The organism is Ralstonia flaminis (assembly GCF_958415495.1).
GTDB classification, from domain to species: Bacteria; Pseudomonadota; Gammaproteobacteria; order Burkholderiales; family Burkholderiaceae; genus Ralstonia; species Ralstonia flaminis.
Genome location: NZ_CATZLL010000009.1, coordinates 197,799 through 224,711 on the forward strand (window position 1 = coordinate 197,799; position 26,913 = coordinate 224,711).

The 26,913-nt window shown below is 64.4% G+C and carries 22 protein-coding genes; 5 read left to right on the forward strand and 17 right to left on the reverse strand.

The features are described from left to right. Window positions 1-13: 13 nt before the first annotated feature. The 7 genes from R2N11_RS15685 to coq7 all read right to left on the reverse strand — a co-directional run bounded on the left by R2N11_RS15685 (window position 14) and on the right by coq7 (window position 7,532). Window positions 14-1,453, reverse strand: coding sequence for a UDP-N-acetylmuramoyl-tripeptide--D-alanyl-D-alanine ligase (locus R2N11_RS15685; RefSeq protein WP_316681654.1), 1,440 nt, complete (start codon window positions 1,451-1,453; stop codon window positions 14-16). Next, a complete protein-coding gene (locus R2N11_RS15690; RefSeq protein WP_316681655.1) occupies window positions 1,450-2,994 on the reverse strand; it encodes a UDP-N-acetylmuramoyl-L-alanyl-D-glutamate--2,6-diaminopimelate ligase in 1,545 nt (514 codons plus the stop codon). Before R2N11_RS15690 ends, R2N11_RS15685 begins: the two co-directional genes overlap by 4 nt. Beyond that, window positions 2,991-4,778 carry a peptidoglycan D,D-transpeptidase FtsI family protein gene (locus tag R2N11_RS15695; protein ID WP_199032261.1) on the reverse strand — a complete coding sequence of 596 codons (1,788 nt, stop codon included), beginning with the start codon at window positions 4,776-4,778 and terminating at the stop codon, window positions 2,991-2,993. The genes R2N11_RS15690 and R2N11_RS15695 overlap by 4 nt, the downstream gene beginning before the upstream one ends. Beyond that, window positions 4,775-5,101, reverse strand: a complete 327-nt coding sequence (gene ftsL, locus R2N11_RS15700) for a cell division protein FtsL (protein ID WP_048933145.1) — start codon at window positions 5,099-5,101, stop codon at window positions 4,775-4,777. The genes R2N11_RS15695 and ftsL overlap by 4 nt, the downstream gene beginning before the upstream one ends. A gap of 17 nt (window positions 5,102-5,118) precedes the next feature. Then, a complete protein-coding gene (gene rsmH / locus R2N11_RS15705) occupies window positions 5,119-6,078 on the reverse strand; it encodes a 16S rRNA (cytosine(1402)-N(4))-methyltransferase RsmH (protein ID WP_316681658.1) in 960 nt (319 codons plus the stop codon). Window positions 6,079-6,087: 9 nt separating this feature from the next. Continuing rightward, window positions 6,088-6,516 carry a division/cell wall cluster transcriptional repressor MraZ gene (gene mraZ, locus R2N11_RS15710; protein ID WP_021196112.1) on the reverse strand — a complete coding sequence of 143 codons (429 nt, stop codon included), beginning with the start codon at window positions 6,514-6,516 and terminating at the stop codon, window positions 6,088-6,090. A gap of 362 nt (window positions 6,517-6,878) precedes the next feature. Continuing rightward, window positions 6,879-7,532: a 2-polyprenyl-3-methyl-6-methoxy-1,4-benzoquinone monooxygenase gene (gene coq7, locus R2N11_RS15715; protein WP_316681659.1), complete on the reverse strand. Its 654-nt coding sequence runs from the start codon at window positions 7,530-7,532 to the stop codon at window positions 6,879-6,881. A gap of 393 nt (window positions 7,533-7,925) precedes the next feature. On the opposite strand from coq7, the gene R2N11_RS15720 reads away from it, so the two are divergent. Together R2N11_RS15720 and R2N11_RS15725 are read left to right on the forward strand one after the other, a co-directional pair. Then, window positions 7,926-9,086 (forward strand): porin, encoded by a 1,161-nt coding sequence (locus R2N11_RS15720; RefSeq protein ID WP_199033293.1) that lies wholly within the window; start codon window positions 7,926-7,928, stop codon window positions 9,084-9,086. Window positions 9,087-9,256: 170 nt separating this feature from the next. Continuing rightward, window positions 9,257-10,573, forward strand: coding sequence for an MFS transporter (locus tag R2N11_RS15725; protein WP_316681660.1), 1,317 nt, complete (start codon window positions 9,257-9,259; stop codon window positions 10,571-10,573). Window positions 10,574-10,613: 40 nt separating this feature from the next. Here R2N11_RS15725 and arfB read toward each other — a convergent pair whose 3' ends face one another. Then, window positions 10,614-11,048, reverse strand: a complete 435-nt coding sequence (gene arfB / locus R2N11_RS15730; RefSeq protein ID WP_199032776.1) for an alternative ribosome rescue aminoacyl-tRNA hydrolase ArfB — start codon at window positions 11,046-11,048, stop codon at window positions 10,614-10,616. Window positions 11,049-11,107: 59 nt separating this feature from the next. Between arfB and trhA the strand changes: the two genes are divergently transcribed. After that, entirely contained in the window at window positions 11,108-11,725 is a 618-nt protein-coding gene (gene trhA / locus R2N11_RS15735; RefSeq protein WP_316681662.1) for a PAQR family membrane homeostasis protein TrhA, read from the forward strand. 75 nt (window positions 11,726-11,800) lie between these two features. On the opposite strand, the gene R2N11_RS15740 is transcribed toward trhA, so the two are convergent. The 3 genes from R2N11_RS15740 to R2N11_RS15750 all read right to left on the reverse strand — a co-directional run bounded on the left by R2N11_RS15740 (window position 11,801) and on the right by R2N11_RS15750 (window position 16,881). Continuing rightward, the gene (locus R2N11_RS15740; protein WP_316681663.1) at window positions 11,801-13,510 is read right to left on the reverse strand and encodes a long-chain fatty acid--CoA ligase; all 1,710 of its coding nucleotides are present in this window, start codon (window positions 13,508-13,510) and stop codon (window positions 11,801-11,803) included. Window positions 13,511-13,660: 150 nt separating this feature from the next. Next, the gene (locus tag R2N11_RS15745; protein ID WP_316681671.1) at window positions 13,661-14,761 is read right to left on the reverse strand and encodes an aminopeptidase; all 1,101 of its coding nucleotides are present in this window, start codon (window positions 14,759-14,761) and stop codon (window positions 13,661-13,663) included. A gap of 11 nt (window positions 14,762-14,772) precedes the next feature. After that, window positions 14,773-16,881 carry a molybdopterin-containing oxidoreductase family protein gene (locus R2N11_RS15750; RefSeq protein ID WP_316681664.1) on the reverse strand — a complete coding sequence of 703 codons (2,109 nt, stop codon included), beginning with the start codon at window positions 16,879-16,881 and terminating at the stop codon, window positions 14,773-14,775. A 262-nt stretch (window positions 16,882-17,143) separates the two neighbouring features. Between R2N11_RS15750 and R2N11_RS15755 the strand changes: the two genes are divergently transcribed. Beyond that, window positions 17,144-18,289: an ABC transporter substrate-binding protein gene (locus R2N11_RS15755; protein ID WP_316681665.1), complete on the forward strand. Its 1,146-nt coding sequence runs from the start codon at window positions 17,144-17,146 to the stop codon at window positions 18,287-18,289. Between the two features lie 69 nt (window positions 18,290-18,358). Here R2N11_RS15755 and argE read toward each other — a convergent pair whose 3' ends face one another. From argE to R2N11_RS15785, 6 genes are read right to left on the reverse strand one after another with little or no spacing between them, the layout of a single operon-like run. Next, on the reverse strand, window positions 18,359-19,558 hold the full coding sequence (gene argE / locus R2N11_RS15760) for an acetylornithine deacetylase (RefSeq protein WP_316681666.1): 1,200 nt from the start codon (window positions 19,556-19,558) through the stop codon (window positions 18,359-18,361). A 12-nt stretch (window positions 19,559-19,570) separates the two neighbouring features. Beyond that, window positions 19,571-20,626: an ABC transporter ATP-binding protein gene (locus tag R2N11_RS15765; RefSeq protein WP_199032844.1), complete on the reverse strand. Its 1,056-nt coding sequence runs from the start codon at window positions 20,624-20,626 to the stop codon at window positions 19,571-19,573. Then, the gene (locus R2N11_RS15770; RefSeq protein ID WP_316681667.1) at window positions 20,623-21,639 is read right to left on the reverse strand and encodes an ABC transporter ATP-binding protein; all 1,017 of its coding nucleotides are present in this window, start codon (window positions 21,637-21,639) and stop codon (window positions 20,623-20,625) included. Before R2N11_RS15770 ends, R2N11_RS15765 begins: the two co-directional genes overlap by 4 nt. After that, window positions 21,636-22,550 carry an ABC transporter permease gene (locus R2N11_RS15775; RefSeq protein WP_199032842.1) on the reverse strand — a complete coding sequence of 305 codons (915 nt, stop codon included), beginning with the start codon at window positions 22,548-22,550 and terminating at the stop codon, window positions 21,636-21,638. The genes R2N11_RS15770 and R2N11_RS15775 overlap by 4 nt, the downstream gene beginning before the upstream one ends. Window position 22,551: 1 nt before the next feature. Beyond that, on the reverse strand, window positions 22,552-23,529 hold the full coding sequence (locus R2N11_RS15780; RefSeq protein ID WP_199032841.1) for an ABC transporter permease: 978 nt from the start codon (window positions 23,527-23,529) through the stop codon (window positions 22,552-22,554). 27 nt (window positions 23,530-23,556) lie between these two features. After that, window positions 23,557-25,107: an ABC transporter substrate-binding protein gene (locus tag R2N11_RS15785; RefSeq protein ID WP_368735558.1), complete on the reverse strand. Its 1,551-nt coding sequence runs from the start codon at window positions 25,105-25,107 to the stop codon at window positions 23,557-23,559. A gap of 377 nt (window positions 25,108-25,484) precedes the next feature. On the opposite strand from R2N11_RS15785, the gene R2N11_RS15790 reads away from it, so the two are divergent. Continuing rightward, window positions 25,485-26,675 carry a M20 aminoacylase family protein gene (locus R2N11_RS15790; protein ID WP_199032840.1) on the forward strand — a complete coding sequence of 397 codons (1,191 nt, stop codon included), beginning with the start codon at window positions 25,485-25,487 and terminating at the stop codon, window positions 26,673-26,675. Window positions 26,676-26,913 lie beyond the last annotated feature (238 nt).

Sequence of the window (26,913 nt, forward strand, 5' to 3'; positions counted from 1 at the left end):
GTTCTTGCTTCCCTTAATGCTTCTGTTGCGTGGTGGAATCTGCCGACGATGCTGCAGCCGGGTCTTTCAAGACCAACGCTTCGACAATGCGTTCCATCCGCATAAAGCGCGAGCCCTTCACCAATACCGTCGCGCCCGGTGCAATGTCTGGCACGCCTTGTTCGATCAATGCTTCGGCGGATGCAAAATGCCGCGCGCCGGCGCCAAAGGCATCTACCGTGTAGCGCGCCAGTTCGCCCGTGGCCAGCACCGCATCGATGCCGTGCTCGCGCGCGTATGCGCCAATCTCTTCGTGGAATGCCGGACCTTGCGAGCCAACCTCACCCATGTCGCCGAGCACGAGCCAGCGCGGTGCCGGCAGCGTGACCAGCGCATCGATGGCGGCACACATGGAGTCGGGATTCGCGTTGTAGGTGTCGTCGATGACGAGACCGCCGCGGGCGCCCGGCTTGCGCTGCAGTCGGCCCTTGACCGGCGAGAAGTTGCTCAGCGCCCGTGCGATCACGTCCGGCGCAACGCCAGCCGCCAGCGCACATGCCGTGGCCGCCAACGCGTTGCGCGCGTTGTGCACGCCCAGCAGCGGCAACGTGAAGGCGAAGTGTTGACCCGGCGCCTGCACATCCACGTGCTGACCGTCGGCGGTGTCCGTTACCACACCGGTCACCGCGCCCGCTTCGATACCGAAATCCAGCACGCGGCGCGATCCGGCCGCCGCTTGCCACACGGGTGCGTATTCACCGCCATTGGCCCCATCACGCGGAAACACTGCCACGCCATCGACCGGCAACGCGGCAATCACGGCCGCATGTTCTTCGGCCACCGCTTCCACGCTGACCATGAACTCCTGGTGCTCGCGCTGCGCGTTGTTGATCATCGCCACGGTCGGCTGAGCAATAGCGGCCAGCACGGCCGTCTCGCCCGGGTGATTCATGCCGAGTTCGAGCACGGCCAGCTTGTGCTGCGCGTTCAGGTGGAACAGCGTAAGCGGCAAGCCAATGTCGTTGTTGAAGTTGCCGGCGGTCGCCAGGCGGGCATCCTCGCCCACGGCCTGCGCGAAGATCGCGGAGATCATCTCCTTGACCGTCGTCTTGCCGTTGCTGCCCGTCACGGCCACCACCGGAATCGGGAACTGGCGGCGCCAGCCGGCAGCAAGCTGCCCCAGTGCGATGCGCGTGTCGGCCACCGTCAGCACGGCGACGTTGCTCACATCCAGCGTGTCCGGCAGCGCACGCGACACCAGCACCGCGGCGGCACCACGCGCAATCACATCCGACAGGAAATCGTGCGCATCAAAGCGCTCGCCGATCAACGCGACGAACAGGTCGCCAGGCTCCACGGCGCGGCTGTCGGTCGTCACCCGGCGGATGGCGGCGTCCGGGCCGACGAGGTGTGCACCGGCCATCCAGGCGGCGGCATCGGTGGCTTGCATCATCCCAGTCTGGGTGGCACTCATGCGTTCACCCCGCGGGCGGCCAGAGCCAGGCGAACATGTTCCTGGTCGGAGAACGGCCGCTTGCGACCGGCAATCTCCTGCGTCGATTCATGTCCCTTGCCGGCCACGACGATCACATCGTGCGCATCGGCATGGCGCACTGCGTGCAGGATGGCGGCGGCACGATCTTCGATCTGCGTGGCGGCATAAGGGTCGTCCATCCCGTCGGCAATCTCGTCGAGGATGTGCTGTGGGTCTTCGCTGCGCGGGTTGTCGGAGGTCAGCAACACATGCTGCGCCAGCCGCTCGGCGATGGCGCCCATCTGCGGACGCTTGCCAGGGTCGCGATCACCGCCGCAGCCGAACACGGCCCACAGCTTGCCGCCGCGCGCCTCGGTAATCGGCGCGAGTGCGCGCAGCGTCTGCTCCAGCGCGTCAGGCGTGTGAGCGTAATCGACCACCACCAGCGGGCCGTCTTCGCCGCCAAAGCGCTCCATGCGGCCGCTCACCGGCTGAAGCTTTTCCACGCGGCCGACGGCGTCTTGCCACGGCACACCAGCCGCCAGCAGCGCACCGAGCACGCCCAGCAGGTTGGATACGTTGAACAGGCCAACCGTCGGCGCATGCACCGTCGCACGGCCAAACGAACCATCGACATCGAAGGTGGTGCCGGTGCGATGTGCACGCACGTTGGTGGCGCGCAGCCATTGCTTGGCGCCGTGCTGCGGGGCAGCGTTGCCGTCGATGCCGTATTCGATGGTCTCGATGCCGGCACGTGCGTTTTGCAGCAACCGCACGCCGGCAGCGTCGTCACGGTTGATGACCGCGGCACGCAAACCCGGCCAGTTGAACAGGCGCGCCTTGGCGAGTTCGTACTCGGCCATGGTGCCGTGATAGTCGAGGTGGTCTTGCGTGAGGTTGGTGAACACCGCGATATCGAAGCGCGTACCGTCCACGCGACCTTGCTCCAGGCCGTGCGAGGACACTTCCATGGCGATAGCACGGGCGCCGGCACGGTGCAGATCGGCCAGGCTGTGCTGAAGTTGGATGGCATCCGGCGTGGTGAAACCGGTGGCCACCAGCGCATCGACAAACCCGGTGCCGAGCGTACCCACCACTGCGCAACGCTCGCCCTGTTTGGTCAGTGCCTGCGCGATCCACTGCGAGCACGATGTCTTGCCATTCGTGCCCGTTACGCCGATCACGCGCAGCGCGTCCGGCCCAGGCACGCTATACCACTGCGCGGCCAGCGGCCCAGCCAGCTCAGCCAAGCCGTCTACCGCCAGAATGCCCACCGGCGCATCGGCCGGCACCACATAACCATGCGCCTCGGCCAGCACAGCGGAAACGCCGGCTTCAATCGCCTGCGGAATATGCGGACGGCCATCACCGCGCTGGCGTACGTTACCCAGCACATACGCGACGAACACGTCGCCCGTTCTAAGCTTGCGTGTATCGCTGGTGATGTCGGCCCCGGCCGGCACCTGCGCGCGCAGCCAGTCCAGCACCGGCGCGAGGCGCACGGCGACGGAGGGGCGGTCGGAGGTCGGCACGGCCGTCATTGCAGCCCCCCTACTGGCTCTTCCGGCACTTCCGGGGTCATCACGAGCTGACGCACAGGCGAATCCGGCGGCACGTTCAGTGCGCGCAGGGTGCCGCCCACGATCTGCGAAAACACCGGTCCAGCCGCCCCGCCGCCATAGCGGTTGCCCACCGTGGGCTCGTCCACGCTCACCGCCACGATGATGCGCGGGTTCGACATCGGTGCCAGACCAATAAACGACGCGCGATACTTGGAGCGGTCATAGCCGCGCCCAGTGTGCTTCCACGCCGTACCGGTTTTACCGCCCACGCGGTAGCCCATCACCTGCGCCTGGGGCGCAGTGCCACCGGGTGCCGTCACCGTCTCCAGCATCTGGCGGATCTGCCGCGCCACCTCCGGCGAGATCACACGCTCACCCTGCGGCGGCTGGCCATTGGTGCGGTACATCGTGACCGGGATCAGCTCGCCGTCGTGCGCGAAGATGGTGTAGGCGTGTGCAATCTGGAACAGCGACACCGACAAGCCGTAGCCGTAGGACATGGTCGCCTGCTCAATGCGGCGCCATTTGTTGGCCGGCCGCAGGCGCCCCGCCACGGCGCCCGGAAAGCCGATCTTGGGCGCCTGCCCCAAGCCGACGCTTGTGAACATGTCCCACATTTCCTGCGGCTTGAGCGTCATCGCAATCTTGGTCGTGCCGATGTTGCTCGAGTGCTGGATGACCTGCGCAACCGTCAGCGTGCCGTAATTGCTGGTATCGGAAATGGTCGCGCCTTCAAAGTTGAATTTGCCGTTGGTCTGCACCAGCGTGGTGGGTGTCACGCGCTTGAGCTGCAGCGCCAGGCTGATGGTGATCGGCTTCATCATCGAGCCGGGCTCGAACGTGTCGGTCAGCACGCGGTTGCGCAGTTGCTCGCCCGACAGACGGCTGCGATCGTTCGGGTTGTAGGTCGGGTAGTTCGCCAGTGCCAACACTTCGCCGGTCTGGGCATCCAGCACGATGGCGCTGGCGGCCTTGGCCTTGGTGCGCTCAATCGCAGCCTTCAGTTCGTTGAAGGTCAGGTACTGGATCTTGGCGTCGATCGACAGCGTCTGGTCGTGGCCATCGCGCGGCGCCTTGAGCACGCCTACATCTTCCACCACACGGCCCAGGCGATCCTTGATCACCTGACGCTGTCCGGCCGCACCCGCGAGATCTGTCTCGCGCGCCAGTTCCATGCCTTCCTGGCCCTTGTCCTCGACGTTGGTGAAACCGACGATGTGCGCCATCGCCTCCCCTTCCGGGTAGAAACGCTTGTATTCACGTGTCTGATAGATACCGTCGATCTTGAGCGCGGCAATCTGGTCGGCCACCTCGGGCAGCACCTGGCGCTTGAGGTAGACGAAACCCTTGTCTTCGCCCAGCTTGGCGGCCAGTTCCTTATTGTTCATGCCGAGCAGCTTGGCGAGCTTCTGCATGTCGGAGCCGGGCACGTCGTTCGGCACATCTTCCGGCACGGCCCAGATGGCCTTCACCGGCAGGCTGGTGGCCAGCACCAGCCCGTTGCGATCAAGGATCTTGCCGCGCGTGGCCGGCAGTTCCAGCGTGCGTTGGAAGCGCTTCTTGCCTTCGGCCTCATAGAAGCGATTGCCCGGGCCCTGAATCCACAGCGCGCGACCGATCAGCGCCATGAACGCCGCGAACATCAGGAAGACAACCAGCTTCGAGCGCCACATCGGCAGGCGCAGGCCCAGCACCGGGCTGGCAGAGAACTGGCCGAGACGCGCGCGCGCCGCAGTGCCGTTGGATTTACGTGCGCCGCTCATGGCTGTACTCCTGAAGCCGTGGGCGCGCTGGCCGGCGTGGCAGGCGCCACTGGCACATCGGCAAACCCCTGCAGATACTGCGTACGACCCGCCTGCGCGGGCGACATCTTCAATTGCTTGCTCGCGATATCGGCAATGCGAGCGCTTTTGCCCAGCGCACTCTGCTCATATTGCAGGCGCGACCAGTCGGTGTTGAGTTGCTTTTCTTCCGCCTGCGCGCGATCCAGCGCGACAAACAATTGCCGCGCCTGATGCTGCGAACTGACCAGCGACAGCGCGCACAGCACCAGCGCGGTCAGCAGGAACATGTTCAGGCGGTTCATAGGGGCGGCCTCGTCGGTCAGCAGCGCTCAGCCACACGCATGATGGCCGAGCGCGCGCGCGGATTGGCCGACACCTCGGCCTCCGACGGTTTCACCCGGCCCAGCAGACGCAGTTGCGGCGCCGGCAGCTCATGCGCACGCAGCGGCATCCGACGCATTTCCGGCGCGGCGGATTGCTCCGGGCGCGCCAGGGCCTGCATGAAGCGCTTGACGATGCGGTCTTCCAGCGAATGGAAGCTGATCACGACGAGACGTCCCCCCTGTTCCAGGCGATCAAAGGCAGCCTTCAGACCGGCTTCGAGGTCCGCAAGCTCTTGATTGACGTGAATCCGTAAAGCTTGAAAGGTGCGGGTCGCAGGGTCTTGACCCTTCTCGCGTGTCTTGACGGCTTGCGCCACGAGCGCGGCAAGCTCGGATGTGCGATCGAGAGGACCTCGATCCCCGGATTGGCCCCGGCGAGCAACAATCGCCTTTGCAATCTGTACAGCAAACCGTTCTTCCCCATAGTCCCGTATCACCCTCGCAATGTCGCGCTCATCAGCCTCGGCCAGCCATTGGGCTGCGGTAATGCCGCGCGTGGTGTCCATCCGCATGTCGAGCGGGCCATCCATCCGGAACGAGAAACCGCGTGCGCCTTCGTCGATCTGCGGCGAGCTGATGCCCAGATCGAGCAGCACGCCGGCCACCCGTTCAATGCCGCGCGCGTCCAGGCACTGGGCCATCTGCGCGAAGCTGTCATGCTCAATAGCGAAGCGGGCATCCTGGATGGTGCCCGCTTCGGTGATTGCTGCCGGGTCCTTGTCGAAGGCGACAAGTCTGCCGCCGGGCCCCAGCCGCTCCAGGATGTGCCGGCTGTGCCCGCCTCTCCCGAAGGTTCCATCGATATAGATGCCATCGTCGCGCCAGATCAGCGCATCGACCGCTTCGTCTAAGAGCACCGTTTGATGGCGCAGTCCCGTACTGGCTTGGGTTGTCATCTCGCGTCATCAAAAGGAGAAATTCTTGAGGGCGTCGGGCATGCCTTGCGCCATGGCGGCCTGCTCCTTCGCGGTGTATGTGGCGGCGTCCCAGACTTCGAAGTGACTGCCCATGCCGAGCAGCATCACGTCGCGTTCGAGGGCGGCCGCCGTGCGTAGTTCAGGAGTGATGAGGACACGGCCGGCGGTATCGAGCTCCACGTCGGCGGCACTGCCCAGGAAGATCCGCTTCCACCAGTGGGCTTCCATCGGCAGCGCGGCAATGCGCTCGCGAAAGCGTTCCCACTCGGGGCGCGGAAACAGCATGAGGCAGCCGTCCGGGTGCTTGGTTACAGTCACCCGGCCCTCGGCCTGCAGCTGAAGCGCTTCGCGGTGCCGCGACGGAATGGACATCCGCCCTTTGGCATCCAGCGTCAGCGCCGACGCACCCTGGAACACGTTGGATTCTCTCTCCGGACAGCGGGTGGTACCGCCGTCAACTGGCCCTCAAAACAGCCTATTCAAACCACAAAACTACACTTTCTGACACTGTTTCCCACTTTAGAGGAACCACTTTAGGCGGTCAAGGCTTGCGGCGGGCCGCGAGAGGGAAAATTTGCAATCAGAACAATGACTTAGCGCGCCCTGGTTGAGCGCGTGTGTCACTTTTCTCAATCAAATGAAGGAGATAGCGTGATTTACGTAGAAACCACGTGAGAGAACGGCGCGCGACAAAGCCCGCTGCGGCAGGCAGTGGGCGGCTGCGGCACAAGTCGGGCGAACGGTTGAGCGCAAGCTGCCGCCGGGTGGCGGCACGCAGCTCAGATGCGGTAGGCGGCGGTCGTCATGACGCGCGACGCAGCGCGCATGGCTTGGCGAATCGGTTCCGGCAGATCGATGCCGCCAGCCTGGCGGGCGTTGTCGCCGTGGCGGATTTCATCGTCGCGCATCTGAGCAACGATGGCGCGTGAGCGGGTGTCCTGTTCGGGCAGTTTGTCGAGATGGCCGTCGAGATGGTGCTCGACCTGGCGCTCGGTCTCGGCGACGAAGCCGAGGCTGATCTTGTCGCCCAGGCGGCCAGCCAGCGCGCCGATGGCGAAGGCGCCGGCATACCACAGCGGGTTGAGCAGGCTCGGGCGGTCACCCAACTCTTGCAAACGCTGGGCACACCACGCCAGGTGGTCTTCTTCTTCGCGGGCAGCTTCGTCGAGCTGTGCTCGGATAGCCGGGTCACGCGCAAACAGCGCTTGCCCCTGGTACAACGCCTGGGCGCACACCTCGCCCACATGGTTGACGCGCATCAGGCCAGCAGCATGACGGCGCTCGGCCTCGGAGAGCTTGGCCGCGTCATCGGTGCCAGTGGCAGATGCACCAGAGACGACGACGGCATCGGCGGGGTTCGGTCGGCTGGCGCGGGTGATGCCGGCAACCGCGCGCAGGGCGCGGTCGAATTCGGGAAGGAAAGTGTCGAGCATACGGGTCGATCCTGAGATCAGGCGCCGCCGACAATGGCGTGCGGCGCATGCGTCATTGTACGGCCCCGGCTCAGCATAGCCTTGCGCCCGATCAGATGCGGGACCACCAAACACAACTGTACGGGATAACCCTGTTGGCATTGGGATCGCATCCAAAACTGCGAGGAATCGCAAGCGCACGTCGCATTTCTATTTCTGAATTCGAAACAGCTTGTTGCCCGAATCAGACAGCAAACGGGCGTTTGCGAACATTCGTTCGCAAATTTCGACCGAGGCTTGTGACGCGTTGCTACATTTGTCAGCGACTTCACTTGAAAGTCGTGGGGCGGGAAGACGGGAACGGAGGGTCTGCCTGCCACCAAGTTCAATAAATAAAGATCTGGAGACCGACCGATGAAGAAATCGCTGCTGGCATTGGCAGTGCTGGGCACGTTTGCGGGTGTTGCGCAGGCTCAGTCAAGTGTGACGCTGTACGGCGTGGTCGACGCCAACGTCGAATACGTCAACCATGAGCAGAACGTAACGGCGGCAGGCGTCGCCATTCCGGGCAGCAGCGGTTCGCGCCTCGCGATGCAGGCAGGCGGCCTGTCTTCCAACCGTTGGGGCTTGCGCGGGATTGAAGACATCGGTGGCGGGCTCAAGAGCCTGTTCGTGCTGGAATCGGGTTTCGGCATGGATACCGGTACGCTGCAGCAAGGTGGCCGTCTGTTCGGCCGGCAAGCCTTCGTGGGCTTGCAGGGTGATTGGGGCAAGGTCACGCTGGGCCGCCAATACACCACGATCTTCGACATGATGGCGAACTTCTCGCCAAGCGGCTACGCGACGCAGTGGGAGCCGGTGGTCGGCCTGCTCGGCGCGAACTTCCGCGAAGACAACGTGATCAAGTACACCGGCGCGTTCGGTCCGCTGACGGTCGTGGGCCACTGGTCCTTCGGCGAGCGTGCGGGCAGCAACACGGCCAACTCGGCGTACGGCGTCGGTGCGAACTACTTTGCTGGCCCGTTCGGCCTGGGCGTGGCGTATGACGAAGTGAAGGTGCCGTCGGTGCAGGAGCTCGCCGGCGGGCCGGGCAACGATTACGGTCGCGACAAGCGCGCTGCCATCGCCGCCAGCTACACGGTCGGCCCGGTCAAGGTGATGGGCGGCTACCGCTACGGCAACACGCAAGCCCCGAGCACCGGTACGCCTGCGCTCACGCCGCACCGCGACGACCTCTACTGGCTGGGCGTGAACTACCAGGCAACCACGGCACTCGGCCTGACGCTGTCGTACTACTACGACAACATCAAGTCGGCGACCATCGGCGGCACCACGGTCAACCCGCGCAAGCCGCAGCAGTGGAACTTCATCGCCGATTACAACTTCTCGAAGCGTACCGACGTGTACCTGACGGCAGCGTACTCGCGCAACGGTTCGCTGAACTGGGATTCGATCGGCTACACCTCGACGGGCATGTCCGTTGGTTACCTGCCGGCCGCATCGCAGACGTACTTCATTACGCCTGACTCCAACAGCCAGGTGGGCGTGGCGGTTGGTGTGCGCCACAAGTTCTGACACGCGCAAGCACAGACTGCTTTTGGCCCGCCGCCCCTCTCCTTGGCGGGCGCAGGAAGGCACCTTCGGGTGCCTTTTTGCATGGCCGCGCGCTATGCTCTGGCGAGCCGCCCGAAGCCTGACGGGCGGCCCACATAACGACAACAACGCGAACTCCACGGGAGACCTGCATGTCCTCTTCGACGCCTTCTACCTTGGCGGCACCTGCCGCCGACGCCGCCACTGAAACGAGCCGCTCGCGCATCGTCTTTGCGAGCTTCATCGGCACAGCCATCGAGTTCTACGATTTCTACGTCTACGCCACGGCAGCAGCGCTGGTGATCGGGCCGGTGTTCTTCCCGCACGGCTCGGCCACGGCGCAGGCGCTGTCAGCCTTCGTCACGTTCGGTATTGCGTTCATTGCGCGGCCGATCGGTTCGTTCCTGTTCGGCCATTTTGGCGACCGGATCGGGCGTAAATCGACGCTGGTCGCATCACTGCTGGTGATGGGCATTTCGACCACGCTGATCGGGCTGGTGCCGGGGTACGACAGCATCGGCACGCTGGCGCCGATCCTGCTGTGCGTGCTGCGCTTTGGCCAGGGTATCGGCCTGGGCGGCGAATGGGGCGGCGCTGCACTGCTGGCGACCGAGAACGCGCCGGCAGGCAAGCGCGCGTGGTTCGGGATGTTTCCGCAGCTCGGGCCGTCGGTGGGCTTCCTAGCCTCAAACGGGCTGTTCTTCGGGCTGGCGATCGCGCTGTCGGACGAGCAGTTCCGCAGTTGGGGCTGGCGCGTGCCGTTCCTGGTGAGCGCGGTGCTGGTGGCGCTGGGCCTGTACGTGCGCTTGAAGATTGCTGAAACGCCGGCCTTCCAGGCCGCTATCGACCGCCAGGAGCGCGTGAAGGTACCGGTTGCCGAACTGCTCTCGCGCCACTGGTGGCCGACGCTGCTGGGCGCGCTGGCCATGGTGGTCTGCTACACGCTGTTCTATATCTCGACGGTGTTTTCGCTGTCGTACGGCGTGAGTACGCTGCACTTCTCGCGCCCCGAGTTCCTTGGGCTGCTGTGCCTGGCGGTGGTGTTCATGGGGCTGGCGACCCCGCTCTCTGCCCTGGCATCGGACCGCTTCGGGCGCAAGCCGGTGCTGATCGTCGGCATCATCGCGGCCATCCTGTCGGGCTTCACGATGGCGCCGCTGCTGGGCAGCGGGTCGACGCCGCTGGTGGCGCTGTTCCTCATCATCGAGCTTTTCTTGATGGGCGTGACCTTTGCGCCGATGGGTGCGCTGCTGCCGGAACTGTTCCCGACCCACGTGCGCTACACCGGCGCGGGCGTGTCGTACAACCTGGGCGGCATTCTCGGTGCATCGATTGCGCCGTACATCGCGCAGGTGTTGGCCTCGCAAGGTGGCCTGAGCTGGGTGGGCATGTACGTTTCGGTGGCCGCGGCCGTCAGCCTGATCGGCGTGCTGTGCATGCGCGAGACGCGCGACGCGAGCTTGATATAAGTGGATACGCGCTGCACGCGGGTATCCGCCTGTGGCGCGCTTAATCCAACGTGTGTACGCCGGAACGCCCACGCTTGATATCACTGCGTGCGCGCTTGCCATCCAAACGCCGGGTCTTGGAAGCGCGCGTGGGCTTGGTGGCAATGCGCGACTTGGGTACGGACAGCCCACTCGCAATAAACGCGACCAGACGTTCACGGGCATCCTGGCGGTTGCGGTCTTGGGTGCGAAACCGCTGTGCATCGATCACGAACACACCTTCAGCAGTCAAACGGCGGTCGCGCTTGGCCAGCAGACGGGCACGCAACGCCTCCGGCAACGAGGGCGATTGGGCGATATCAAAGCGCAGTTCCACCGCCGTCGATACCTTGTTAATGTTCTGCCCACCGGCCCCGCTCGCGCGCACGAAGCGCTCGACCAGTTCCGATTCCGGAATGGACAAATGGGATGTGACTTTGAGGTCGGTGCTGGGCATGGCGGGATTGTAGTTCGCCAGAGTGCACATCAACCGAGTTCGCCTGGAGAGATCAACGCATGTATCACGGAGAACGTTTCAACGGCTTCAGCCATTTGGCCGGGGCCATCCTTGCCGCTGCCGGCATGGCGGTGCTGGTGACATCCTCGGCACTGCACCACGATGCCTGGAAGGTCGTCAGCTCCGTGGTCTACGGCACTACGCTGGTCCTGCTCTACACGATCTCGACGCTGTACCACAGCCTGCGCGGCCCGGCCAAGGTGATCTTCCAGCGGCTAGACTATTGCGCCATCTATCTGCTGATTGCCGGCAGCTACACGCCGTTTGCGCTGGTCACGCTGCGCGGCCCCTGGGGCTGGACGCTGTTTGGCGTCAACTGGGCGCTGGCGGCCATCGGCATTGCGCAGGAACTCTGGATCGGCCGCCGCACGCGGCTGTTCTCGCTGCTGATCTACGTGGTGATGGGGTGGCTGGTGCTGATTGCCATGGGGCCGCTGGCGGCCGCGCTGCCTGCACCGGGCCTGTGGTGGCTGGTGGCAGGCGGTGCGCTCTATACCGCGGGCGTCGGCTTCTTTCTCTTTGACGAGCGCGTGCGGCATTTCCACGGCATCTGGCACCTGTTCGTGCTGGCGGGCAGTATGTGCCAGTTCATCAGCATCCTGTTGTACGTCGGCTGACCGGCCGCATCTGCTGGCGCCACGAAACAAAAAAGCCGCGATCTCTCGCGGCTTTTTCTTTGCAGCTACGCAGACTCAGGCACGCTTCTTCATCGCCTCGTCGCGCAGTTCGCGGCGCAGGATCTTGCCGACGTTGGTCTTCGGCAGCTCGTTGCGGAACTCGATGAACTTCGGGCGCTTGTAGCCGGTGAGCTGCTCTTTGCAGAACTCCTGCAGCTTCTCTTCGGTGAGCGTCGGGTCACGGCGCACCACGAACAGCTTGACCACCTCGCCGGAGTGCACGTCCGGCACACCCACGGCCGCGACTTCCAGCACGCCAGGGCACATCGCCACCACGCCCTCGACTTCGTTCGGGTACACGTTAAAGCCCGACACCAGAATCATGTCCTTCTTGCGGTCGACGATCTTGGTGTAGCCGCGCTCGTCCATCACGCCCACGTCGCCGGTCTTGAAGAAGCCGTCGGCGTACATGACCTTGGCGGTCTCGTCGGGGCGCTTCCAGTAGCCGGCCATGACCTGCGGGCCGCGGATGCAGATTTCGCCCGCCTGGCCGATCGGCAGATCGCGGCCCTCGTCGTCACGGATGGCGATTTCGGTGCCCGGGATCGGCAGGCCGACCGTGCCCGAAAACACATCGGTATCGGTCCGGTTGCAAACGGCTGAGGGCGAGGTTTCCGACAAGCCATAGCCTTCGATGATCGGGCAGCCCGTCACCTCGAGCCATTTCTTGGCCACCGCTTCCTGCACCGCCATGCCGCCGCCGTTGGCCACACGCAGGTTGGAGCAGTCGACGCTCTTGAATTCCGGGTTGTTCAGCAGCGCGTTGTACAGCGTGTTCACGGCCGGGAACATGTGGAAGCGGTACTGCTTGAGCACCTTGATGAAGCCCGGAATGTCACGCGGGTTCGGAATCAGCACGGCCAGCCCGCCCTTGCGCATCGACAGCAGGCAGCACACCGTCAGCGCGAAGATGTGATACAGCGGCAGCGCAGTGATGGTGACGATCTCTTCGTCGGCACCCAGCATGCGCCCATCGCGGCCGGGCTTGGTAAGCGCCGGGTTCATCCACGCTTCCGACTGCAGCACGTTGGCAACGATGTTCCGGTGCAGCAGCGTTGCGCCCTTCGACACACCCGTGGTGCCGCCGGTGTATTGCAGGAAGGCCACGTCGTCCGGGCCGACGGAGGTCGGCTTGAGCGCCAGCTTGGCGCCCTCTTCCAGTGCAGTGTTGAAGCGGATGCAGCTGGGCAACTCCCACGCCGGCACCATCTTCTTGACACTGCGCACGACAAAGTTGACCAGCATGCCCTTGAGGCCGCCGAGCATGTCGCCCATGCTGGCCACCACGATGTGCTTGACCGGCGTGTTGGGCAGCACCTGCTGCAGCGTCGTCGCGAAGTTCTCCAGGATGATGATGGCTTCGGCGCCGCTGTCCTTGAGCTGGTGTTCCAGCTCGCGCGGGGTGTAGAGCGGGTTGACGTTGACGACCACGTAGCCAGCGCGCAGCACAGCGGCCAGCGCCACCGGGTACTGCAGCACGTTGGGCATCATCAGCGCAACGCGGGCGCCGGGTGCCAGTCCACGCGATTGCAGCCAGGCCGCCAGTTGGCGCGACAGCGTATCGATCTCGCCGTAGGTCAGGACCTTGCCCATGCACTCGAAAGCGCGGCGATTGCGGTTCTTCTGGAACGAATCTTCAAGCAGATGCGCCAGCGACCGATACTGCGACGCATCGATCTCGGCCGGCACCCCGGCGGGGTACTGCTTCAGCCACGGTTTATCCATGGGCGTGTCTCCTGGCGATTGTCGATTTTTTCGAATGGTCGTTCGTTTTTTTCCGCATCGTACGCGGATGTTTGTGTCAAAACAATAACTTAGACGGTTCCCTCAGCCCATCGTGCATGCTTGAAACCGGCACAGAAACCGCCGCTGGCATCACTTTTGCGTAACCACGCCATTCGCATCGAGCAGCGCCGGCGGAGCCAGCGCCCGCAACGCTGCCTCACGCTTTGGCTTGGGCTCATGCGCCATGGTTTTGACGTCGGCGTAAAAGCGCGCCCAGTCACCACCGTCACGGTGATACAGCGCCGTGAACGCCGGCACCCACTCCAGGTAACTCGCCACCGCGCCCAAATGCGCATTCGACAGCGGCTGCGCAAACCAGCGGTCGTAGCCGGTATAGCCGCCCCAGCTTGCTTTGAGCTTGGCGTAATCCGCCTGCAGACTCGCGAAGATGGCGCGTTTGCCAGCGCGCTTCTCATCGTCCGACACGGGGCTGGCGTACAGCATCTCAAGCCGGTTCCGATAGTCCAGCAACAGGGCGCGGAATTGTACGCGGCGGGCGTCGTACGTGGCGTATTCCTGGCGGATTTCCGGTGTTGCCGCATCGGCCAGCCAGCGCTCGACACCAATCGTCTCGACCGCGGTGGCAAAGGATTCATTGAAGGCGGTATCACCCTTGGCATAGACCACCTGGTGCGCCAGTTCATGGAAGATCAGGCGCGCCAGTTCGCCCTCGGGCAGGCCGACGAAGGTGTTGAGCAGCGGGTCATCGAAATAACCCAGTGTGGAATACGCAGGAATCCCGGCTACGTCGACGTCCAGGCCCTGGGCGCGCAGCGTGTCGGCGTAGGCCACGGCGGCGTTGCGGTCGTAGTAGCCGCGATACGTGACGCAGCCGACCACCAGGAAGCACCACTCCTTGAGCTTGACCGACAGCTCTGGCGCGGCAAACACGTTCCACACCGCGAAGGGGCGCTTGAGGTTGGCATAGACGCGGTAGCTGCCGTTGTCGGGCAGCCCCAGCTCGCGCGAGGCGTAGATGCGGATGCTGCGAGCATCCTCCAGGCGTGTGGCGAGCTTGTCGTTGTGCGCTTCGCGCGCGCCGGCGATGGCGTCGTCGAGCGACTGCCGCTGCGCCATCAGCGACAGGTGCCCAGAGACCGACTGGTAGTAGTAGCCGACGGTGTCGCAGCCGGCCAGCAACCCTGACGCAGCCAGCGACAACGCAAGGCACAGCACGCGGATGGCCCGCATGGATGCCATCGTCAGGCTGCTTTCGCTGCCGGCGCAACCTCCACCAGGCAGTCGTAGAAGGTGGGCGCACGGCCCATGTCGGTCAGGCGCTGGCTGGTCAGCTCGTTGGCGTTGGTGCCGTCGGGTGCAAGCTTCTTCCACCAGATCGACAGGCCGACCACCACGCCGCGGCGGGCGCGATCGGTCACGCGGGCACGGGCCTGCATGGTGCCGCGGTCATTGAAGATGCGGACCAGTTCGCCATCGGCCACGCCGCGCGCCTGGGCGTCATCCGGGTGGATGTCGAGGTGCGGCTCGCCCTCGGTACTGCGCAGGCTGTCAACGTTGACGAAGGTCGAGTTGAGGAAGTTGCGCGCCGGCGGCGAGATCATCGACAACGGATAACGCTTGGCCAGCTCCGGCGTGCTGATGGCCGATTCGTACGGCGGCACGTAGCCGGGTAGCGGGTCAAGACCGTCCTTCGCCATCAGCTCGGAATAGAACTCGCAGCGCCCGGACGGCGTGCGATAGCCGCCGTGCGCAAGCGGCGCGGCCGGGTGCGCGAGCTTCTGCCAGCCCTCGCGCTTGAGCGTGGCCCAGTCGATATGCGCGGCGGCCGGATCATCACGGCGGATGGCTTGCGCGGCAATCTCGTCGTCCGAATCGGTAAAGCACGGCTCGGCAAAGCCCATGCGCTGTGCGAGGCGACGGAAGATCTCCGTGTTCGGCAGCGACTGGCCCATCGGCGCGATGGCCGCGTTGTTGGCCAGCACATAGGTGTGGCCGTAAGCCTTATGCACGTCCACATGTTCGAGCTGCGTGGTGGCAGGCAGCACGATGTCGGCGTAGTCGGCCGTGTCGGTCTGGAAGTGCTCCAGCACCACGGTGAAGAGGTCGTCGCGCGCAAAGCCGGCGGCCACCTTGCGTGAGTCCGGCGCCACAGCCACTGGGTTGCTGTTGTAGACGATCACCGCTTCGACCTTCGGGCCGAATGCGGCATCGCCCGTGTGCAACAGCGCATCGCCGATGGTGCTCATGTTGATGGTGCGCGGCACGGCGGCCTCGCCGTTGGGGCCACGGGGCAGCAGGTCCGGGCGCTGCAGCTTGGCGTTGTCGATCGGGAAGAAGCCCGAGGTGGACAGTTGCAGCCCGCCCGCCTTGTCACGCCATGCGCCCACCAGCGACGGCAGACACGCCGCCGCGCGCACGCCCTGCCCGCCACCGTGGGCGCGCTGCATGCCGTAGTTCAGGCGAATGGCTGCCGGCTGCTTGTCGCGCACGACCGTCGTGCCGTACAGCTTGGCGAGCCACTCAATGTCCGCCGCGTCGATGCCGCACAGCGTGGCCGCGTATTCCGGCGTGTATTGCTGCGCGCGCTCACGCAGCGCATCAAAGCCCAGCGTGTGGTTGGCGATGTAGTCGTGGTCGAGCAGGTCTTCCCGAATCAGCACATGGATCATCGCCAGCGCCAGCGCCGCATCAGTGCCGGGGCGCAGCGCCAGGTGGTGATGACACTTCTCCGCCGTCAGCGAACGATAAGGATCGATGGCAATCAGCGTGGCACCGTTGCGCTTCGCTTCCTGCGCGCGCGTCCAGAAATGCAGGTTCGAGGCGATGGGGTTGGCGCCCCAGATCAGGATCAGCTTGGCGTCCTGCACGTGCTCGATGTCCATGCCGAGGCTTGCGCCGTACGTATAGCGCAGCGCCGTCGCACCGGCCGATGCGCAGATCGTGCGATCAAGCAGCGACGCGCCCAGCTTGTGGAAGAAGCGCGCGGCCATGCTCTCACCCTGCACCAGGCCCATGGTGCCGGCGTAGCTGTACGGCAGGATGGCTTGCGGGTTGCGCGAGGCGATCTCGCCAAGACGCGTGGCGATGGTGTCGAGCGCTTCATCCCACGAGATGGGTGCGAACTTGCCTTCGCCCTTCGCGCCCACGCGCTTCATCGGCGTGAGCAGGCGGTTCGGGTGGTAGGTGCGTTCTGCGTAGCGGTTGACCTTGGTGCAGAGCACGCCCTGCGTGGTCGGGTGATCCGGGTCGCCCTGCACACGCGTGGCGCGGCCGTCTTCTACGGTGACGAGCAAGGCGCAGGTGTCGGGGCAATCGTGCGGGCAGGCGGCACGGATGACTTGGGTGGACATCGGAGGGCTCCGCGAGGGACTTGGAGTGGCGCGTGCGTTGCACGTATGTGCAGCACTGCGCGCATGGTTGTTGCATGCATGCGTCTGGCACGCGTGCAGCCGGTTTCAGCCTTTTTGTGCCGATTGTATTCGATTATGATGGCGCGCCGCCGGCCTTGCAGAAGGCTGCGCGGGCTGTTCCGGCGCGCGGGGGCGCGCCCATCACTGTCTTTCTCTGGGGGGAGAAACCATGGCAATTTCGTTGACGAGCACGCTTGTTCGCATGACCGCTCGTTTGTCCGCCTGCGCGCTCGTCTTGAGCAGCCTGAGCCTGGCCACCACCGCCCACGCCGAAGTCGGCGTGACCAACGACACCATCCTGATCGGCCAATCCGCGCCGATGAGCGGCCCGGCCGCCGCGCTCGGCCAGCAGCTGAACCTGGGCGCCAAGCTGTACTTCAACGCGGTCAATGCCGCAGGCGGCGTCAACGGCCGCAAGATCGAACTCAAGGTGCTCGACGATTTCTACGAGCCGGATGCCGCCGCGCGCAATACCAAGACGCTGATCGACAACACCAAGGTCTTCGCGCTGTTCGGCTACGTCGGCACGCCGACCAGCTTGGCGGCGCTCAAGCTGGCGACGCCCGCAGGCGTGCCGTTCTTCGCGCCCTACTCCGGTGCGATGGCGCTGCGTGAGCCGTTTGCGCGCAACGTCTTCCACGTGCGCGCCAGCTACAACGACGAAACCGCCGCCATCGTGCAGCAGATCCGCACGACCGGCCTCAAGCGCATCGCCGTGATCTACAACGACGACGCCTACGGCAAGTCCGGCCTGGACGGTGTGCAGCGTGCGCTGGGCACCTCCGCGGGCCAGGGCGTGACGCTCGTGGCGCAAGCCAGCGTGCCGCGCAACACCGCCGACGTGAAGAGCGCCGTCAGCACCGTGCTGGCGCAGAAGCCGGAAGCGGTCGTCATTATCAGCGCGTACCAGACGGTCGCCGCACTGGTGAAGGGCGCGCAGGAACAAGGCTATGCGGGCCAGTTCTACAACGTGTCGTTTGTCGGCACCCGGGCGCTGGCCGATACGCTGGGCAAGGCAGGCGGCGGCGTGATCATCTCGCAAGTGATGCCGTATCCGAAGACGGCCTCGTCGCCGCTGGTGCGCGAGTACCAGAAGCTACTCAAGGCCGATGGCATCTCCGACTTTGACTACGGCAGCATGGAAGGCTACGTGGCCGCCCGCGCGTTCGTGGAAGGCCTCAAGCGTGCCGGCCGCGACCTCACACGTGAGAAGCTGATCACCGCGCTGGAGTCGATGGGCAACTATGACCTGGGTGGCTTCAACGTCAACTTCTCGCCGTCCAGCCATGTTGGCTCGAAGTTCGTCGAGATGACGATCATCAATTCGAGTGGGCAGGTGATCCGCTGAGCGGGCACTGGCATCGCCAAAAAGAAAACCGGGCCTCGCGCCCGGTTTTTTGTTGCCCGCGCCCGCCCCTTAGGCCGGCTGCAACTGCCGTTGTGCAAGCCGTCGCATGAAGGCCTCGCACTGCACGATCTGGGTGAGTTCGATGTACTCGTTGGGCTTGTGCGCCTGCTCGATATTGCCGGGGCCACACACCACCGTTGGGATGCCCGCGCGTGAGAACAGGCCCGCCTCGGTGCCGTAGTCGACCTTGCCCGGCACGGCGCCGCGGCTGTCGGCCAGTGCTTGCGCAAGCACCACGAGTTCGTGCGACGGCGCGATCGACAGGCCCGGCGTGTTGGCCTTGATGGCAAAGCTGATGTCGGCATCGCCGGCAATCTTGCGCATCTGCGGCAGCAGCGTGTCATGTGCGTAGCGCTCGACCTCGCCAAACAGCCAATCCGGATCGGTGCCCGGCAGGTAGCGGAAGTCGAAGGTGAATTCGCAATCGCGCGGCACCACGTTGGTCGCAATGCCACCCTTGATGGTGCCGGTGTTGAGCGTGGTGTTCGGCACGACGAAGGCCGCGTCGCGCGCTTCTTCTGCAGCCAGTCGCGCGGCCAGCGAACGGATGTGGGCGATCAGCAGCGCGGCAAACTCGATGGCATTCACGCCCTGTGGCGTCAGCGCGGAATGCGCCTCCCTGCCGCGCACGCAGCAGCGGTATTCGCGCTTGCCCTTGTGCGCGATGATGGCGCGCATCGACGTGGGCTCGCCGACGATGCAGCCGGCGGGCTGGATGCCATTGGCTTCCAGATCGCGCAGCAGACTGCGCACGCCCACGCAGCCGATCTCCTCGTCGTACGAGAGGGACAGGTGGAAGCCAGCATCGCCCTCTGCCGCCATGAAGTCCGGCACATGCGCAAGCGCGACGGCGATGAAGCTCTTCATGTCGGCCGTGCCGCGCCCGTAGAGGCGGCCGTCGCGGAGCTGCGCATCGAACGGGTTGGTGTCCCACGGCTGGCCGTCCACGGGCACCACATCGGTGTGCCCTGACAACACCAGCCCAGGCTTGCGCCCCGGCGACAGCGTGGCAAACAGATTGGCCTTGCCGCCGGTGGCGTCATACGTCAGGCGGCAGTCGGCGCCCTGGGCACGCAGGCGGTCGCGCACCCATTCGATCAAGCCAAGATTGGAGTTGCGGCTGACGGTGTCGAACGCCACCAGCGTGCGGATCAGTTGCAGGACATCGTCGGATGGTTGCAGCGCAGCGGAAATTGCGTCGGCGGGCATGATGCGAGGGCTCTAAGACTGGTCGTTCAGATGGCAGGCTGAAAACCGCAGCGGGGCAATCTCCTTGAGCGCAGGCTGTTCGGACTTGCAGCGCGGCATGGCATGTGGGCAGCGCGGGTGGAAATGGCAGCCCGCAGGCGGATGCAGCGGCGAGGGAATCTCGCCCGAGATCGCCACGTAGGTCTTCTTGCGAACCTCCAGTTTAGGCGCTTCAGCCAGCAACGCTTGTGTGTAGGGATGATTGGGCGACGCAAAGATCGCTTCCGTGGGCGCAGACTCCACCACACGGCCGAGGTACATGATGACCACCCGGTCGCTCACGTGCTTGACCACGCCCAGGTCATGGCTGATGAACAGGTACGTGAGGTTCAGTTGCTCGCGCAGGCGGATGAACAGGTTCAGCACCTGCGCCTGGATCGACACGTCCAGCGCCGCCACCGACTCATCGCAGACGAGGAATTCCGGCTTGACCGCCAACGCCCGTGCAATGCCGATGCGTGCCCGCTGCCCGCCCGAGAACTGGTGTGGAAAGCGCCGCATGAGGCTGGGGTCCAAGCCGACGCGCGTCAGCATCTCGGCCACGTAGTCGCGCTGTGCCGCTGCCTCGACCATGCCATGCACGACGGGCGCCTCGCCTACGATGTCCTGCACGCGCATGCGTGGGTTGAGCGATGCGTACGGGTCCTGAAAGATCATCTGGATGGCGAGCTGCTTCTCGCGGCGGCGCTCGGGCGGTAGACGATCGAGATCGACGCCCTTCCACAACCGTGTGCCGGCGGTTGGTTTGTGCAGACCGACGGCCAGTCGGCCGAGCGTGGATTTGCCGCAGCCCGACTCGCCCACCAGCCCAACCACCTCACCCACAGCGATGTCCAGGTCGACATGGTCCACCGCGTGCACCACCTCTTGCGTCAGGCCCGCGCCGAACCAGTTGGCGATGCGTGACGAGAGATCCAAGCCCTTGACGAAGCGCTTGGACATGCCCTGCAGCGAGAGGATGGGCACCGCCGCGCTGGGCGTGGCCTGGATCACCGCAGCAGCATCGTGTTCAGGATGCATCGCGTTCATGCGGCGGTCTCCTCGGGGCGAATGGTCACGGGATGGAAACAGCGCAGTGCGCAGCCGTCGTCGAGCGTCTCAAGCATCGGTGCCTGCTTGCAGACGTCGGTAGCGAACGCGCAGCGCTCGCGAAAGGCACAGCCGCTGGGCAGCGCCAGCAACGATGGTGTCATGCCCGGAATCTGCCGCAGCGGCGCACCGCGCGGGTTGCGCGAGGGCGCCGAGGCAATCAGCCCAAACGTGTATGGATGGCGCGGTGCCTCCAGCACCTGCCGCACGCTGCCCTGCTCGACAATGCGGCCGGCATACATCACGCACACGCTGTCTGCCAGGCCGGCCACCACCGACAGATCGTGCGTGATCCAGATCAGCGCCGTCCCGCTTTCGCGACACAGTGCCTGCACCTCGGCCAGAATCTGCCCCTGGATCGTCACGTCCAGCGCCGTGGTCGGTTCGTCTGCAATGATGAGATCCGGCTTGTTGAGCAGCGCAATGGCGATCGCCACACGCTGACGCATGCCACCCGAGAATTGATGCGGGTACGCCGTCAGCCGCTCGTCCGGCGACGGAATGCCGACCCTCGCCAGCGCCGTGCGCGCCATGTCGCGTGCCTGGGTTTTGCTCACGCGCTGATGCGCCTGCACGGCCTCGATCATCTGCGTGTCGATCCGCAGGACCGGGTTCAGGGTCATCATCGGGTCCTGAAAGATCATGGCGATGCGGTTGCCGCGCATGTCGCGCATCTGGCGGGCAGACAGCGCGCGCAAATCATGCGTGACGCCGTCGCGGCCGGTCAGCTCGATCCGCCCGCCAACCACGCGGCCTGGCTCGTCGATCAAGCCCATGATGGAGTAGCCCGTCATCGACTTGCCCGAGCCGGATTCGCCGACCAGGCCCATGATCTCGCCGCGGCCGACGGTAAAGGACACATCATCCACCGCTCGTGCGATGCCACCGCGCGTAGTGAATTGCGTTTGCAGGCCCTCGACGACGAGCGTCGGTTTGCTGTTGGCGGTCGTCATAGGGTCTGCAGGCGCGGGTTGAGCACGTCGCGGAGCTGGTCGGATACCAGGTTCATCGACACGATGGTCACGAGCAGCGCCAGCCCGGGAAAAAAGCTGATCCAGTACTTGCCCGACAGCATGTACTGGAACCCGTTGGCGATCAGCAAGCCCAGCGATGGTTCGGTGATCGGCACGCCCAGCCCCAGGAACGACAGTGTCGCCTCCAGCGTGATGGCCGAGGCGACCTGCAGCGCAGCAATCACGATGAGCGGAGGCAGACAGTTCGGGAGCAGATGCCGGAACATGATGCGCGACGGCGGCAGGCCCAGCACCTGCGCGGCCTCGATGTACTCACGTCTGCGCTCGACCAGTGCCGCGCTGCGCGTGGTGCGCGCGTAGTACGCCCATTGCACCGCGACCAGCGCGATCACGATATTCGTGATGCCCGGCTTGAGCAGCGCGAGCAGAATCAGCGCCAGCAGGATCGGCGGAAAGGAGAGCTGCAGATCGGCAACGCGCATGATGAGCGATTCGATGCGCCCGCCTGCAAAGCCGGCGATCAGCCCGAGCGTTGTGCCGAGCACCAGCGCGAACACCGTGCTCACCACCCCCACGCCCACGCTAATGCGCAGGCCATAAAGGATGGCGGAGAGGATGTCGCGGCCCTGGTCATCCGAGCCGAGCAGGAAGGTCATGCCATCGGAGGCCTTCTCACCGGGCGCGAGCCGCGAATCGAGCACGTCCAACTTGGCGAGGTCATACGGATTCTGCGGCGCAATCCACGACGCAAAAATCGCCAGCACGATGATGATGGCCAGCACGATCACACCGATCACGGCGATGCGGCTGGTGCAGAACTGCCGCACGAAGCGGCGCAGCGGCGTCTCTTCAGCAGCCGATTTTGCGGCGGGAGTGGCGGAAGTCGTCATATCAGCCCCGGCTTTCAGACAGGCGCACGCGCGGGTCGAGCACGCCATAGACGAGATCGACCACCAGGTTGATGAGGATGAACAGCGCCACGATCACCAGCAGGTAGGCCACGATCACGGGCCGGTCGAGCAACTGGATCGAATCGATGATGAGCTTGCCCATGCCCGGCCACGCATAGATCGACTCGGTCACGATGGAGAACGCGATCACCGAGCCGAACTGCAGCCCCACCACCGTCACGATCGGGATCAGGATGTTCTTGAGCACATGCACACCGACGATGCGCGTGTTCGACAAGCCCTTTGCACGCGCGAACTTCACGTAGTCCTGCAGCATGGCCTCCTGCGTGCCCGCGCGCGTCAGACGAATCACCATCGCGATATTCAGCAGCGATAGCGTCACGCCCGGCAGGATCAGATGGCGGATGCCGTCGAGTGTCAGGAAGCTCACCGGCACGCCAAGCAGCAGGCGCGTCTCGCCACGCCCGTTGGACGGCAGCCAGCCGAGCTGCACCGCAAACACCATGATGAGCATCAGCCCGACCCAGAACGTCGGCAGCGAAAAGCCCAGGATCGAGATTGTCATGATGGTGCGGTTGGCCACACCGTTCGGGCGCAGCCCCGCCCACAGGCCAAGCGGGATACCCAGCACGATCGACAGCAGGATGGCAAAGATGGCCAACTCAAACGTAGCCGGCATGCGCTCGAAGATCAGCTTGAGCGCGGGCGTGCCCTGCGCGAACGACACGCCCAGGTTGCCGTGCAGTGCCCCGTTCAGGAAGTACAGGTATTGCTCCCACAGCGGCTTGTCGAGCCCCAGCGCGGCAATCGTCCGGGCGATGTCCTGTTGGTCAGCCTGCGGGTTGATGAGGATGTCGACCGGGTTGCCAATGGCGTACACGCCCAGGAACACCAGAATCGACATCACCAACAGCACCGCCACGGATTCCAGCAACCTTCGGATCAGGAACACCAGCATCTGAGGCTCGCTTTTGTGGAGAGAGGGTTATTGCGGCTTGAAGCCGTGCGCGTAGGTGCGTTCGTCCGTGCGCGGCGTGTATGTGATGCCCTTGCGTGCCGCCCAGGTCGTCACCTGAAAGTGGACCGGGATGATGCCGCCGTCATCCACCACAATGGCCGTCGCTTCCTGCAGCAGCTTGGAGCGCTCGCCATCGTCCATCGTATAGAGCGCCTTTGTCAGGACGGCGTCCATCTTCGGGTTGCAGTACTGGCCCCAGTTGACCGTGCCGAAGCCCGTCTTGGAATCCTCGCACGCCACCAGCGCACGCAGCGGCGAGCTGACTTCGCCTGTCTGCGCACCCCATCCCACCAGGCCGAATGAGTATTCATGCCGGATGCTCTTGGCCGCAAACGTCGCCATCGGCATGCCTTCCACACGGGTCACGATGCCGATGCGCGTGAGGTTCTGCGCAATGGTCTGCGCAATCTTCTCGTCGTTCACGTAGCGGTTGTTGGGCGTCTGCAGCGTGATGCCGAAACCGTCGGGGTAACCCGCCTCGGCCAGCAGCTTCTTCGCGCCTTCCGGATCGTACTTGAGTGTCTTCAGGTTCGGGTTGTGGCCGAAGAGTTGCGGCGGCACAAGGTTGTTGGTCGGCTCGGACAGGCCTTCCATGATGCGGTCCTTGATGCCCTGGCGATTGATCGCCATGCTCATCGCGCGGCGTACGCGCGGGTCCTTCAACGGATTCTTGTCGAGCGGCTTGCCGTCCTTGCCCGTCACGTACGGCGATTGATCGCGTTTGTCATCCGTATACAGATAGATGACGCGGTGCGAGATCTTCGAGAAGAAGTTCAGCGACGCATCCCCGCGCACACGCGCCAGGTCGGGCGTCGGCACATTCTCAATGGCTTGCACATCCCCCGACAGCAGCGCCGCGATGCGCGTCGCTCCGTTCGGGATGAAGCGCAGCGTCACGTGCTCCCACGCAGGCTTCGGGCCCCAGTACTGGTCATTGCGCACCAACTCGACACGGTCATCGCGCGCGTAGCTGACGAACTTGAACGGCCCCGTGCCGATCATGCCCTTGCCTTGCGCAAAGTCGTCACTCGACAGCCCCTGCGTCGCCTTCTTCTGCACGATGAACACCGATGTCAGGTCCGACAGCATCAGCGGATACGGCTGCGATGTCGTCAACTGGATCGTGTACTTGTCGATGATCTTCTTGTTGATGATCGCCTTGGTGTACGTGTCGAACTTGCCCGGGCTGTTGAGGATCGTGGCCGGGCGATCAAGCGACCATGCGACGTCTTCGCTGGTCAGTTCGCTGCCATCGTGAAACTTCACACCGGGGCGCAGCTTGAATTCCCAGGTCAGGTTGTTGACCATCCGCCACGACGCGGCCAAGCCGGGAATGATGTGGCTATCGGCGTCCATCTTCACCAGGCACTCGAACATGTGCTCCGACACGTTGATGTTCGAGAACAGGTTGTAGAAGTGCGGGTCCATCGACGTCGGCGGCGAGCTCATGCCGATCTTCAGATCCGCAGCCAGCGCCTGCGGGCTGGCCCCCGCCATCACACATCCCGCCACGCACATCACAGCGGCCACACGCCGCAAGGTCCGAATCATGGTCACGGCTCTTCTCCCCAAGAAGGAATCGATAGATCGATTTTGCTGACGGCGCGGCGGCGCTTCTGAAGAACGCTCGCGCCGACTATAGCGACGCGCACATGCGCTCGGCAATGTGCGGCGCCACAAATTGGTGCATCTCCCTATGCCGCCCCTCAGGAAACCTCCGAAAACAGGGACGTAATCGCATGGGCGGGGGTGAAAAGCAGGAAGCGTTCCATGTGACGAGCGAATGCAACGGCGGCATGCATGCGGCGCACGCGCGTGTGCGGTGGGCCGAAGATTGCCCTTCGGCGTATCATCGAACGTGATTGAGACCTTTCAGCCAGAACACGAGTATCCCAATGAAGCTGATTCCAGAGATCCAAGCCGCGCAGCCCGAAATCCAGGCGCTGCGACGCGATATCCACGCACATCCCGAACTCTGTTTCGAAGAGCAACGCACCTCCGACTTGGTTGCCGCCAAGCTGACCGAGTGGGGCATCGAAGTCCATCGTGGTCTGGGCAAGACCGGGCTGGTTGGTGTCATCCGCAACGGCGAGGGCAAGCGCATCGGCCTGCGCGCCGATATGGACGCGTTGCCGCTAGCCGAGGTCAATCAGTTTGCGCATCGCTCCAAGCACGAAGGCAAGATGCACGCATGTGGCCACGACGGCCACACGGCCATGCTGCTTGGTGCGGCACACTACCTTGCCAAGCACCGTGACTTCAGCGGCACGGTGCATCTGATCTTCCAGCCAGCCGAAGAAGGTGGTGGCGGCGCACGCGAGATGATCAAGGACGGCTTGTTCGAGCGCTTCCCGTGCGACGCCGTGTTTGGCTTGCACAACTGGCCGGGCGTGCCGGTCGGAGCGTTCGGCACGCGCGTCGGTGCGCTGATGGCGTCGAGCAACGAATTCCGCATCACGATCAAGGGCAAGGGTGCACACGCCGCGCTGCCGCACAACGGTAACGACCCGGTGTTCGTCGGCGCGCAAGTCGTTTCGGCTCTGCAGGGCATCATCACCCGCAACAAACGTCCGATCGACACGGCTGTCCTGTCTGTGACCCAGTTTCACGCCGGCGACGCCACCAACATCATCCCGAATGAAGCCTGGATCGGCGGCACGGTACGCACGTTCTCCACGGAAGTTCTCGACCTGATCGAGCGCCGCATGGAGGAAGTCTCCAAGGGAATCGCCTCGGCTTACGACTGCACGATCGATTTCGCCTTCCATCGCAACTACCCGCCCACGGTCAATAGCGAGGCGGAAACGCAATTCGCAGCGCAAGTCATGCGTGAACTGGTAGGCGCAGACAACGTGGATGCCGACATCGACCCGACCATGGGCGCCGAGGACTTCTCCTTCATGCTGATCGAGAAGCCTGGCTGCTTTGCCTTCATCGGCAATGGTGACGGCGACCACCGGGAGCAAGGCCACGGTTTAGGCCCGTGCATGCTGCACAATCCGAGCTACGACTTCAACGATGAGTTGCTGCCGTTGGGGGCGACGTACTGGGTGAGGTTGGTACAGAGGTACCTGGCGCGGGGCTGAGGGGGTGTTGTGCAAGCGTAAAAGCCACCGGGATCGGTGGCTTTTTTGTGGTCTGGTGCTTGGGCGCTTAGGGCAGCGCAGAAGAGATGGGAAGCGCGTTTTGCACGCGTAAAAGCAAACACCCCAGCTCGAGTGGAGCTGGGGTGTTTTATGGGAGAGCCTGGCGATGACCTACTTTCACACGGGAATCCGCACTATCATCGGCGCGGAGTCGTTTCACGGTCCTGTTCGGGATGGG